Raw genomic sequence first — 11890 nt, forward strand, 5'->3', positions numbered from 1 at the left:
CCCGCCGCGCGGTCGGGGCGGGGGGGCCGAATCCACACGCCCCCCGCGCTCCCGGTGGGGGCCCGGGCCCTGGCCGCGCTTGGCCACGGCCCGCCGGTCTGGGTCCATGGCGACGTTGCCTCGGGCAATCTGCTCGTCGAAGATGGCAAACTGTGCGCGGTCGTCGATTTCGGCAGCTCGGCTATCGGCGATCCTGCCTGTGACCTGGTGATCGCGTGGACGGAATTTTACGGCGAGAGCCGCCAGGCGTTCCGCGCCGCCATTGCCCTTGACGAGCACAGCTGGGCGCGCGCACGGGGCTGGGCGTTGTGGAAGGCGCTGATCGTCGCCTCGGGACATGACGGCAACCAGCGCGAGGCGGAAAAATCGTGGCGGGTCATCGATGAGGTGCTGGCGGATCACACAAACAGTCGAAGCGGGAAGGCTAATTCAGTCTGAACGCGTCCCGCTCTAGTAACGAAAGCATTACTGCCCGCCCATCTCCTTCCTGAACGTATCGAAATCGACCTGCATGCCGTTGAAGATGGTGCTCCAATGGCGGGTCAGCGCTGAAACGGCGACCGCCTCCTGGATCTCCTCGTCGGTGGCGCCGGCGCGCTTGGCGTCCTGCGTGTCCGACCAGATACAGTAGTTGCACGGGATTTGCGCCGCCACCGCCAGCGAGATCAGCGACTTGACCTTCGGCGGCAGCGCCGTCTTGTCGCTGAGCTGGATGGCCTTGACCTCGGCCCATGCACCGGGCAGACCGGCTTTCGGGAACTGCTTTACGAAACCGGGCACCCCGCCCATGGTCGACTGGATGTCCTTGACGGTCGCGTCATACTCATCGGCATAAGAAGGAGCTGCAGCCAGGGTCAGCACACAGGTGGCGGCGAGCAGGCAGGCGCGGCGGATGGAAGAATGCGTTGATGAAAGAGTACGATAGGCAGACATGACATTCTCCTCTGGCATTTGTTGGCCTTACGGTGTAAGGTAACGTCGAAAATGAACCTTACAGCGTAAGTTGTCAAGCGGCACCATGGACACATCGATCAAAAAAAAGCGACTGCGCGGCCGGCTGTCTCGCGAGATGATCGAGGATGCGGCTTTGAAGGTTATCGAGAGCGAGGGCCTCGCCGGGTTTTCGATGCGCAAGCTGGCGGCAGAACTCGGCTGCGAAGCCATGAGCATCTATCACCACTTTCCTTCGGTGGCGCATCTCTTCGAAGCCTTGGTGGATCGGCTGATCGGCTCCCTCGAAATGCCCGACGCGGACCTCCCTTGGCGACAAAGGTTACGCATTGCCGTGCAGGATTTCCGCCGCGTCGCGCGTGAGCACCCGGCCTTTGCCACGTTCCTTGTAACCTACCGGATGAATTCGCCGACGTGTCTCACTTGGCTGAACGGCATCCTTGGCCTGTTCGAGGCCGGCGGCTTCCGACCGGAACTGGGTGCGCGGCTGTTCCGCACCACCGGCTATTATCTGATGGGTGCCATCCTCGACGAGACTGCCGGCTATGCAAAGGGGCCTTCGGCCGTGAGCACCGTCAGCGATGAGCAACTGGCGCAGGATTTTCCAAAAGTAGCTGCGGCGGGGCGTTATTTCGGCACCGCCGAATTCGACCGGACGTTTGATCTCGGCCTTGACATGCTCCTGGACGAAATGGAGCGCGCCCGCGACGGCGCCAACGCGCCGAATACCGGGTCTTGACCTCATGCGCTCTCTGTTCGCCCTGATCCTGCTCATCGGTACCGGCATCGGCGTCGTCTACCCCTGGGCGATGACCAACTTCTCCGGCCGTGAGATCGGCACCTGGCGGGTGTATGACCAGGGCCGGTTCAAGCCGGTGACGGTACCCCTGAGCGCACGCGACGGGCCGCTACGCGTGCTGGTCGATCTTACGGCAAGAGCCGAGCGCATCGTCTCGCAGCAGCGCACTGTGTTGACCCTCACTGCCGCCGCCGGCGGCAGGACGGTGCTCGCCTCGACGCTGCAGTTCAATCACTCCGACAATCCGCGCCAGGTCAGCCCGCAACTGCCGGACAGGATCTTTCGCGACGAGGCCGGCCTGATCCCGACCGTTACCCCTGGTTCCTACATCTTCACCGTCGGTCCGGGCGACGCCGAAGGCATTCCGATGCGGGCCGTCGATCTCGTCCTGCGCTCGGGTGCCGGCGAGGTCGACCGCCGGGCGCGCCCGGTCGGTTTTTCCCTGATGGCGGCCGGCCTGGTCGGGCTGGTGCTGGCATTCCGTTTCGGCGGCCGCCGGCCGGAAAATCCAAACTCGCAGCCGCCACCGCCGCGCTGGGGCAGGGGCTCCAATTGAACTATCGCCACGCCTACCATGCCGGGAACTTCGCCGATGTCGTCAAGCATGTCGTGCTCAGTCGGCTGATCGAATATCTGAAGCAGAAGGACAAGGCGTTTCGGGTCATCGACACCCATGCCGGGATCGGCCGCTACGATCTGTCCTCGACCGAAGCGCAAAAGACCGGCGAATGGCAAGGCGGCATCGGCCGGCTCGTCGATGCGGCCCTCGATGCTCCGGCGGCGGCACTGCTGTCACCGTATCTTGAAGCCGTAAATTCGCTCAATCCGGACGGCGGCGTGAAAAAATACCCGGGTTCGCCGCTGATCGCCCGGCACCTGATGCGCAAGCAGGACCGGCTGTCGGCAGTCGAACTGCACCCTAAGGATGTCGTCAGGCTGAAGGCGCTGTTCGACGGTGACTTCCAGACCCGGGTGATCGAGCTCGACGGCTGGCTGGCGCTCGGCGCGCATCTGCCGCCAAAGGAAAAGCGCGGCCTCGTGCTCATCGATCCGCCTTTCGAGGAAGGGGGCGAGTTCGGTAGCTTGGTCGACGGGCTGCAAAGAGCCCATCGGCGCTGGCCAGGAGGGATTTACGCGCTGTGGTATCCGCTCAAGGACCGCAGGGCGGTCGCCGCCTTCCGCAAGGCGCTGAAGCAGACGGGCATTTCGAAGCTGCTCGACATCGGTTTTGAGATCAGGCCGGACGCCGTCGAGCCGAGCCTCGACGGCTGCGGCATGGTGGTGGTCAATCCGCCCTTCACGCTGGAAGGCGAGTTACGGACGCTGCTGCCGGCGCTGCACCGGCTGCTTGCACTTGAGCAGCCGTCGCATTGGACGCTGGACTGGCTGGCGGGAGAGTAGTTTGAGGCGCGGCCCTGCCGTTCCGTCAGCGCAACCATCGTCACCACAACCACGGTCGCTACAACCGCTTGACCGCGCGTCAGCGAATCCGCACAGTGCGCGCAGTCGACCTTGAGAGGCTGCCATGACTCGCTTCGCCCAATCCGCCCTTGCCGCACTGCTCGCCTTTTGCACGCCGCTGGCCGCACCTCTTGGCGTCACCCAGGCAGTCCAGGCGGCCGACCTTGCAATCTATACCGACGAGGATAGCGGCGTCTGCGGCGAGGCCTGGGTGCTGAACAAGATCACCGACCGCTTCTCCTATCAGGTGCATCACGTGCCGCATCTGCCGGATGTGCAGATCGTCGACTTCCAGCGCATCCACCAGCATCGCTATCTGCCGGCCGACGACACCTGGCCGATCGGCCGCCGTTATTGCGGCGCCACCGTCAGCCTCTCCGACGGCGGCGCCCGCACCATCTGGTACCTGATCGAGGAAGGCCAGGGTTTTGCCTCGATCGGCGACAATGTCGAATTCTGCGTCTCGGGCTTCGACCGCTGGATGGTCTACAACGGCCGCTGCCGCGTCCTGCGCTGATCGCGCACTCGCTGATTCCGACTTTTTAGCACCGGCCACCTGATCGACCGTCACCGTTTCCATGCGGCGCAGCATTCGCGGGAAGCGCGATCTGCTGTCACGAGTTTGCGGGGAAACAGCACCACATGGATTCGCTTGTTTATACTGTTGCTCTCGGCGCGGTCTTTGCAGGCTTCGTCCAGGGGCTGTCCGGGTTCGCTTTCAGTCTGGTTGCCATGTCGTTTTGGGTTTGGACCGTGGAGCCCCAGCTTGCTGCCGCCATGGCGGTCTTTGGGGCGCTCACCGGCCAGATCATCGCCGCCGTCACCGTCCGCCGGGGCTTCGACCTCAAGCTTCTGCTGCCATTCCTGATCGGGGGGATCATCGGGATTCCGGTCGGTGTCGCCATCCTGCCCTTGCTGGATGTGCAGTTGTTCAAGTTGGTCTTCGGAGCGCTGCTGGTCGTTTGGTGTCCCTTGATGCTCTTTGCGCGTCGCCTCCCTCCCATCACGGTCGGGGGTCCTGTTGCAGACGGTGCAATAGGTCTGGTCGGCGGCGTCATGGGTGGACTTGGCGGCTTCACCGGCCCGGTTCCAACGCTGTGGTGCGTGCTGCGCCAATGGGAAAAGGACAGGCAGCGTATTGTCATCCAGAATTTCAACCTTGTGACCCTCTCCATGACGATGGCTGCCTATCTTGCGGCCGGAAAGATCAAGCTCGAAATGCTGCCGATGTTTGCCGTCGTCGCGCCGGCGATGTTGATACCAACACTCCTTGGCGCGAGACTCTACATCGGCGTTAGCGAGGCGACTTTTCGAAAGATCGTCCTCGCACTCTTGGCCGCATCAGGTGCGGCATTGTTGGCATCGTCCTTGCCGCACCTCATAAGCCGGGTTTGAACGACACACAGAAATCCCGACTTCCGCCGTGCCATGCGCTATCGACCGATGCGGCCTGCTCCCGATAGGTAGGCGCAGACCAGTTCGACGAGTTGCTTTTGCAGCTCCGGCGCGGCGAGCATGTTCCGGCGTGCCGCGTTGTGGATCACACCTTCGATCGCTGACGACAGCACGCGCGCCACGGTCTGCATGTCGGCGCCTTTCCTTGGCTTGCGATAAGTGGCGACAGCAGTCGCATAGTGGTTGAGGTATTGTGCCTGGAACGAAGCATGGGCGGCCCTGGAGCCGCGATCGCCCGGCGCCTCGTCGAGCAGCACCTGATGTAGTGTCGGGTGAATGCTGTGCGCGGCGATCATGCCGCGCACCAGCTCCTGCGCGAATTTCCTGAGCGGCTTTTGGTCTTCCGCCGAATCGCGAATGACCGACAGCACATGATCGAAGTGACGGCGCCGGACGGCAGCGAGCAGGGAAAGCTTGTCGGGAAAATACTGGTAGAGCGTGCCGATGCTTACACCTGTTGTCTCGGCAACCTTGTTGGTGGTGAAGCCGGCCCAGCCCAGCCCGCTCAGAACATGAGCCGCCGCCTCGATGATCGCCTCGACGGTTGCCCTGGAACGCGCCTGGCGCGGCTGTTTGCGCATGCGCGGATGCGGTTTTGCAATGCGAGTAGACACGTTCGCCCATTCTCCTGAAAATATAAACAACATACTCGCATTTCCGGAAAAGGACACCGACCATGAATGCGCTCGCTCTGCTTCGCAGCCTGTTTGCCTATCAGGCCTGGGCCAATGACGAACTGCTGGAAAAGCTCGCGAGTCTCGACCCGCATGTTCACGGCAAGGAACGGCAGGCCGTGATACGGCTCGTCGATCACAGCCATGTGGTGTCGCGGATATTCTCGGCGCACCTGGTTGACGCAAGCCATGGCTACTCCGCCGACACCACCGAGGACACGCCGGCGTTCGACGAACTTCGCGCCGCGGTCGCAGCGACCGATCGCTGGTATCTCGATTATCTCGAAACCGTTTCGTCGCGGCAGCTGTCCGAGCCCGTCGCATTCGTGTTCACCGACGGGGATAAGGCATTGATGTCGCGACAGGAAATGCTGACCCACGTCGTACTGCACGGCGGCTATCATCGCGGTGAAGCGGGGCGCATCCTGGCGCAGATTTCGGTCATGCCGCCATGGGATACCTTCGCCGTCCATCTCCACAGGGCCGAGCCTTCGCGCCGGCTGCAGATAAGCCGTGAACCGCTCGGCGCCTGAACGGCCGAGCGCTTTCGATCACGGTCGGCTCGACCGGATCTATCGAACGATATCCTGTCCTTTAGAAATGCGAGCTATCTGCTTACTTTCATCGCGTCGTGCAAGATAGTGCAGCGGCGTGCTCGTCGCGTTGCTTCCTACTTACCTGTAGTTTATCGTTTCGGACAAGACGAGGCGGGCGACCGCCTTCGCTCTTGACAATGTTCGCGCCGAGCGTCGGACGTTGAAGCGCAAAGCAGGTCGAAAAGGTCCTGAGCTTGACGAGAAGACCGGTCGAGATAGAGCGACCAGAATTTCTGTCGCAGAACTTCGCTGCGGGACACAAAGATTCGCAGCCGATTTTTGCGCGGGTAAAATGGTCGCGCGCTCGCCGTAACCAAAACTTAAGCTGCAAAAATCATTCTAATGCTTCGCTGGCTAGCAAGCCGCGAGTCAGATATGCAATGCGCGCCGGGTCAATAACGGCCGTCGGCACAACGGAAGGGGCATGATATGGCTAAGCAGTCATCCAAAGCGCCGGCATCCAAGGCACCGGCAAAGTCACCGGCAAAGAAAGCACCAGCAAAAGCAGCCGCGGCAAAGGCCGCAACTGCTGTGAAGAAAGCAGCACCCGCTGCCAAAGCGAAAGCCGCCGCGCCTAAGGCAAAAGCAGCGCCGGCCAAAAAGCCAGCCGCCAAGGCCGCGGCAAAACCGGCCGTGAAGAAAGCAGCACCTGCCAAGGCAAAAGCAGCACCGGCCAAGGCCAAGGCTGCACCGGCCAAGAAGGCGGCACCGGCCAAGAAGCCGGCTGCAAAGGCCGTGGCGAAGCCCGCTGCGAAGAAGGCAGCACCGGCAAAGGCCGCCGCTGCGAAATCTTCTGCAGCAGTGAAGAAAGCAGCGCCCGCGGCCAAGCCGAAGGCAGCGCCCGCAAAGGCGAAGGCCAAGAAGTAGTCGCGGTCCTGCTGTCGCAGGGGACAGTACTCAAGACAGCCAGGGCGGGATGCCGGACAGGCGCCTCGCTTCTTGGTTGACAGTCGGGCAGGACCAGAAAGAGGCGGGAGGAAGACGTCTTTTCGCAGCTCCCAGGACTTCGCCATGCGGCGAAGTCCGGTGGGATTTTCGTGGCTGCCAAAACCAACCTTCGGTGCAAGGCCGAGTTGGTAGCTAATCGGATTTGGATTGTCCGACCCGCTCGCGTCTGCCGCACTGCGGCTTATCACATCGCGATTGACGTCGAGACAATGGTTATACGCTGGCGGCGCGGTTTTCCGCCTCTGGCCGTTGATGAACCCTGCATGATCGGTCAACAGTGCCCACGCACGAGCTCCCTGTCGGAATCGATTTTCGGTGAGGGTCATGCGCGAAGTCACAATGCTACAGCGTCCTTTTGCGCGTCCAACGGGGCATATGGAGCTGTAGCCGGCAAACAGGAATCGACAATGCCCAGACTGCTCTACGCGTCTACTTCCCCCTACAGTTCCAAGGTGCGCATGGCAGCACTTCATGCCCGCATTGCGGTCGATCTCGTGCCGATAAAGACCGAGGAAAGGCCGGCCGAACTGATCGGCGCCAATCCGCTCGGCAAGATCCCGGTGCTGGTGCTCGATGACGGCCGCTCGGTCCACGACAGCCGCGCCATCACCCAGCATCTCAACCGGATGTCGAAGAACGCATTGTTTCCGCGCAATCCCGACAAGCGCCTTGAGGCGGAGGTGCTGGAGGCATTGGCCGACGGCATCTGCGACTGCGCGCTGTCGATGGTCTATGAGCGGCGCACACGGCCGGAAGAGATGGTCTACCAGCCTTGGCTCGAGCGCCAGTGGACGAAGATTTCGGCCGCGCTCGATCTGCTCAACGCGAACCCGCCGAAGCTGCCGAAGAAAATCACCCTCGGCCAGATCGCACTGCGCGCCTGCCTCGGCTATCTCTCGCTGCGCTTCGCTGGAAAATGGGAAAAGGGCCGCGGCCGGCTGACGCGCTGGGCGGCACGCTTCGACGAGAAATTCCCGGAGCTGAAGCCCGCTATCCCGGCTTGAGGACAAGCGGTCTCAACCGATGCCAACAAAAAAAGCCGGGCGCGAGGCCCGGCTTTTTCGTGTCGTGGCTTGGACGACTTAGAACTTCATACCGACGCCGAAGGTGACGCGATTGTCGGTCGACTTGACCTTGCCGATACCGTCGAAGTCCTTCCTGCCGAAGTCCGTGTAACGATACTCGACACGGCCGAACACATTGTCGGTGATCTTGATGTCGGTACCCACGCCGGCTGTCCAGCCAAACTGCGTGTTGGTGTCGCTTACGCCGGCAGCTTCAATCTTCTGGTTCTTCAGCGCGCCACCGGCGGTGCCGTAGAGCAGGATGTCCGGGGTGACAGCGTAGCCGAGACGGGCACGCAGCGAGCCCTCGAAGCCACCCTTGGCCTCGATGCCGGCATCGTCGCCCTTGACGCCGTTGTAGCCGATATCGGCTTCGGCACCGTAGACGAAGTTCTCCTGCTGCCAGTTATAGCCGCCGAAGACACCGCCGACAAAACCCTTGGTGTCGACGTCGACGCCAATGTCTTTGGCTTTGGCGTGGCCAGCGAAGCCGTAGCCGACGCTCACACCGGCATAGGGACCAGCCCAGGATGCGACCGGAAGTTCTGCGATCGGGGCAGGTGCCGGCGGCTCTTCCTGAACCACGTCCGCGGCATAGGCGGTTCCGCCGAGGGCGAACAGCCCAAACGCCACCGCGAGCGGTCGCGCAAATTTAAGATTGGCTTGCATTGTTCTTTACTCCTTAAGCCACAGGACACAGGCTTGTTTTTTCATGAGCGCCCTCAACCCGTCCGGGGGGTGAAACGGATCCGGCGTTCAACGGTTCCAAATGTCGTGTCGAAATGCGGCTGAAGCGAACCTGAACTTGGGTCATTACCTGGCACGAATGAGGCAGAACCTTGACGTTGCATCTTCGCAACAGCGAATGTCAGCAGGTTCGCCGTGCTGCACTGCACACGGCTTGGTGTAAGGGCTCCAGCGCCCTATATTGCGGGCGGGCTGGCCCGAATTCCGGTCGAGCCAAAACGCCCACCGGCCACTTTGCCACAATCCTGCCCCAGGTGGAAATGGGATTTAACGCTTGGCGGGCCATAATTTGCCGGCGCGATCCCGGCAGGTCGGAATCGGCATCGGATTAAGGATTGACAGATGAGCAAGGTCGCCGCGACGGCACTGGTGACGGGCGGGGCGAAGCGGATCGGCAGGGCGATCGTCGAAGATCTTGCCGCGCATGGTTTTGCCGTCGCCATTCATTGCAATCGCTCGCTGGCCGAGGCGGAGGAACTGGCGGCCCAGATCACCAGTGGTCATTTTGGTCGACATGGCCGGGCCGCAGTGATTGCTGCCGACCTGACCGAGATGGACGCCGTCGGCGACCTGGTCGGTCGCGCGGCGGCGGCGCTCGGGCCGGTGTCGCTGCTGGTCAACAACGCCTCGCTGTTCGAGCACGACAGCGTTGAGGATTTCGACTGGCCGGCCTGGGATCGCCATTTCGCCATGCATGTCAAGGCGCCGGCGCTGTTGGCGCAGACTTTCGCCCGGGCCTTGCCGCAGAACAGTGAGGGGCTGATCGTCAACATGATCGATCAGCGCGTCTGGCGACCGACGCCGCGTTATTTTTCCTATGCGCTGTCGAAGTCGACCTTGTGGGCGGCGACCGAGATGATGGCGCAGGCGCTGGGTCCCCGCATCCGTGTCAACGCCATTGGTCCTGGCCCGACCTTGAAGAACACGCGCCAGCACGACAGCGATTTCGATGCCCAGATTGCCGGGCTGATCCTGAAACGCGGCCCGGAATTGCCGGAATTCGGTGCCACTATCCGTTATCTCTGGGCGGCACGCTCGGTCACCGGCCAGATGATCGCGCTTGACGGCGGCCAGCATCTTGCATGGCAGACGCCCGATGTGACAGGCATGACGGAATGAGCCCCATGGACCAGAAACAAAAAACGCGCGGTGGCGCCGACGACCTGCCGCCCGAAATCGACCTCGAGGACGAGGCGGCCGAGGAAGTCGTCGAGCCTGCAGCCAGCGGTCCGGACGTTACCTTCACCGCCATCGACTGGACCCCGCATGCCGGCGACGCCGACGGCATGGTCGGCGCCGAGGTGATCCAGACGCTGGTAAAGCGGCTGCCCAATGCGCCCGGCGTCTACCGCATGATGAATGCCGCCGGCGACGTGCTCTATGTCGGCAAGGCACGCAGCCTGAAGAAGCGGGTCACCAGCTACGCGCAAGGCCGGTTCCACACCAGCCGCATCGGCCGCATGGTGCGCGAGACGTCGACCATGGAGTTCGTCGTCACCCGTACCGAGATCGAAGCGCTGCTGCTTGAAGCCAACCTCATCAAGCGCTTGCGGCCACGCTTCAACGTGCTGATGCGCGACGACAAGTCGTTCCCCTATATCCTGTTGACCGGCGATCATGTCTCGCCCGGTATTTACAAGCACCGCGGCGCGCGCTCGCGCAAGGGCGATTATTTCGGCCCCTTCGCCTCGGCCGGCGCAGTTGGCCGTACCATCAACTCGCTGCAGCGCGCCTTCCTGCTCAGGAGCTGCACCGACTCCTTCTACGAGAACCGCACCCGGCCTTGCCTTTTGTTCCAGATCAAGCGCTGCGCCGGCCCGTGCACCGGCGAAATCTCGCACGGCGACTATGCAAGGCTTGTCGCCGAGGCGAAGGATTTTCTCTCCGGCCGCAGCCAGAAGGTGAAGACGGAGATCTCCGCCGCCATGCAGCAGGCTTCGGAGAACCTCGATTTCGAACGCGCCGCCATCTATCGCGATCGGCTGGCGGCGCTGTCGCATGTGCAGAGCCATCAAGGCATCAATCCGCAGACCGTCGACGAGGCCGATGTCTTCGCCATCCATCAGGAGGGCGGCCAGGTCTGCATCCAGGTGTTCTTCTTCCGCACCGGCCAGAACTGGGGCAACCGCGCCTATTTTCCCAAGGCCGATCCGGCGCTCGAAGCCGGCGAGGTGCTGGGATCGTTCCTGGCGCAGTTCTACGACGACAAGCCGACGCCGCGCACCATCCTGTTGTCGCATGGCGTCGAGGACCAGGAATTGCTGGCGGAGGCCCTCTCCACCCGCGCCGGCCGCAAGGTGTCGATCTCCGTGCCGCAGCGCGGCGAGAAGAAGGACCTGACCGACAACGCGCTGCAGAACGCGCGCGAGGCGCTCGGCCGGCGGCTCGCCGAAACCTCGACCCAGGCGCGGCTGCTCACTGGCTTTGTCGAGACCTTCGGCCTGGAAAAACCGCCGGTGCGCATCGAGGTCTATGACAACTCGCACATCATGGGCACCAACGCCGTCGGCGCCATGGTCGTCGCCGGGCCGGAAGGTTTTGTGAAGAACCAGTATCGAAAGTTCAACATCCGCTCGACCGAGATCACGCCGGGCGACGATTTCGGCATGATGCGCGAGGTGATGCAGCGGCGCTTTTCGCGGCTGTTGAAGGAACATGGCGACGCCCCGCAAACCGAGAGCGCGGGCGAGGCGAGCCCTACCGAACCGGGCGACGATATCGAGGACGCGGGCGGCTTCCCCGCCTGGCCCGACGTCATCCTCATCGACGGCGGCCAGGGCCAGATGACGGCGGTGCGCAAGATCCTGGCCGACCTCGGCATCGAGGACCGCGTCGTGGCCATCGGCATCGCCAAGGGTCAGGACCGCGATGCCGGCCGCGAACGCTTCTTCGTCAAGGGCAGGGCCCCATTCTCGCTGCCCGTTCGCGATCCGGTGCTCTATTTCGTCCAGCGGCTGCGCGACGAGGTCCATCGCTTCGCCATCGGTTCGCACCGCGCCCGCCGCAAGAAGGAGATGGTCAAGAGCCCGCTCGACGAGATCAGCGGCATCGGACCCGGCCGCAAGCGCGCGCTGCTGATGCATTTCGGCACGGCCAAGGCCGTCAGCCGCGCCGCCGTCGAGGACCTGGTCAAGGTCGACGGCATTTCCGAGCAGGTGGCGAAATTGGTCTACAATCATTTTCACGAGAGCTAAG

General features: G+C 62.8%; 14 protein-coding genes. 10 read left to right on the forward strand and 4 right to left on the reverse strand.

Annotation, left to right across the window (positions count from 1 at the left end):
- The coding region (locus tag NKI25_RS25270; RefSeq protein ID WP_352999679.1) for a phosphotransferase at window positions 1-438 on the forward strand (438 nt) is incomplete at its 5' end.
- Window positions 439-465: 27 nt separating this feature from the next.
- Here the strand turns inward: NKI25_RS25270 and NKI25_RS25275 are convergent.
- Complete coding sequence (locus NKI25_RS25275; RefSeq protein ID WP_352454415.1) at window positions 466-933, reverse strand: carboxymuconolactone decarboxylase family protein; 468 nt, start codon at window positions 931-933, stop codon at window positions 466-468.
- 85 nt (window positions 934-1018) lie between these two features.
- On the opposite strand from NKI25_RS25275, the gene NKI25_RS25280 reads away from it, so the two are divergent.
- From NKI25_RS25280 to NKI25_RS25300, 5 genes are all read left to right on the forward strand, one after another.
- A complete protein-coding gene (locus NKI25_RS25280; protein WP_352829118.1) occupies window positions 1019-1690 on the forward strand; it encodes a TetR/AcrR family transcriptional regulator in 672 nt (223 codons plus the stop codon).
- A gap of 4 nt (window positions 1691-1694) precedes the next feature.
- Window positions 1695-2306, forward strand: a complete 612-nt coding sequence (locus NKI25_RS25285) for a hypothetical protein (RefSeq protein ID WP_352829120.1) — start codon at window positions 1695-1697, stop codon at window positions 2304-2306.
- Complete coding sequence (locus NKI25_RS25290) at window positions 2303-3151, forward strand: 23S rRNA (adenine(2030)-N(6))-methyltransferase RlmJ (RefSeq protein ID WP_352829122.1); 849 nt, start codon at window positions 2303-2305, stop codon at window positions 3149-3151. The genes NKI25_RS25285 and NKI25_RS25290 overlap by 4 nt, the downstream gene beginning before the upstream one ends.
- Before the next feature lie 124 nt (window positions 3152-3275).
- Window positions 3276-3728 carry a hypothetical protein gene (locus tag NKI25_RS25295; protein WP_023677684.1) on the forward strand — a complete coding sequence of 151 codons (453 nt, stop codon included), beginning with the start codon at window positions 3276-3278 and terminating at the stop codon, window positions 3726-3728.
- A 125-nt stretch (window positions 3729-3853) separates the two neighbouring features.
- Window positions 3854-4606 (forward strand): sulfite exporter TauE/SafE family protein, encoded by a 753-nt coding sequence (locus NKI25_RS25300; protein ID WP_352594391.1) that lies wholly within the window; start codon window positions 3854-3856, stop codon window positions 4604-4606.
- Window positions 4607-4644: 38 nt separating this feature from the next.
- On the opposite strand, the gene NKI25_RS25305 is transcribed toward NKI25_RS25300, so the two are convergent.
- Window positions 4645-5280 carry a TetR/AcrR family transcriptional regulator gene (locus NKI25_RS25305; protein ID WP_502896680.1) on the reverse strand — a complete coding sequence of 212 codons (636 nt, stop codon included), beginning with the start codon at window positions 5278-5280 and terminating at the stop codon, window positions 4645-4647.
- Window positions 5281-5342: 62 nt separating this feature from the next.
- Between NKI25_RS25305 and NKI25_RS25310 the strand changes: the two genes are divergently transcribed.
- Complete coding sequence (locus tag NKI25_RS25310; RefSeq protein WP_352594392.1) at window positions 5343-5873, forward strand: DinB family protein; 531 nt, start codon at window positions 5343-5345, stop codon at window positions 5871-5873.
- Between the two features lie 455 nt (window positions 5874-6328).
- On the opposite strand, the gene NKI25_RS25315 is transcribed toward NKI25_RS25310, so the two are convergent.
- Window positions 6329-7210, reverse strand: a complete 882-nt coding sequence (locus NKI25_RS25315) for a hypothetical protein (RefSeq protein ID WP_352755916.1) — start codon at window positions 7208-7210, stop codon at window positions 6329-6331.
- A gap of 81 nt (window positions 7211-7291) precedes the next feature.
- On the opposite strand from NKI25_RS25315, the gene NKI25_RS25320 reads away from it, so the two are divergent.
- Complete coding sequence (locus tag NKI25_RS25320) at window positions 7292-7888, forward strand: glutathione S-transferase family protein (protein ID WP_352569696.1); 597 nt, start codon at window positions 7292-7294, stop codon at window positions 7886-7888.
- 78 nt (window positions 7889-7966) lie between these two features.
- On the opposite strand, the gene NKI25_RS25325 is transcribed toward NKI25_RS25320, so the two are convergent.
- Window positions 7967-8617 (reverse strand): outer membrane protein, encoded by a 651-nt coding sequence (locus NKI25_RS25325; protein WP_292662341.1) that lies wholly within the window; start codon window positions 8615-8617, stop codon window positions 7967-7969.
- A 420-nt stretch (window positions 8618-9037) separates the two neighbouring features.
- Here NKI25_RS25325 and NKI25_RS25330 point away from each other — a divergent pair, with 420 nt between their 5' ends.
- Window positions 9038-9814 carry an SDR family oxidoreductase gene (locus NKI25_RS25330; RefSeq protein ID WP_352594394.1) on the forward strand — a complete coding sequence of 259 codons (777 nt, stop codon included), beginning with the start codon at window positions 9038-9040 and terminating at the stop codon, window positions 9812-9814.
- A complete protein-coding gene (gene uvrC, locus NKI25_RS25335) occupies window positions 9811-11889 on the forward strand; it encodes an excinuclease ABC subunit UvrC (protein WP_023677676.1) in 2079 nt (692 codons plus the stop codon). The genes NKI25_RS25330 and uvrC overlap by 4 nt, the downstream gene beginning before the upstream one ends.
- The last annotated feature ends 1 nt before the right edge of the window (window position 11890 follow it).

Origin of the sequence: Mesorhizobium sp. M0808 (assembly GCF_040320025.1) — a bacterium.
Lineage (GTDB): Bacteria > Pseudomonadota > Alphaproteobacteria > Rhizobiales > Rhizobiaceae > Mesorhizobium.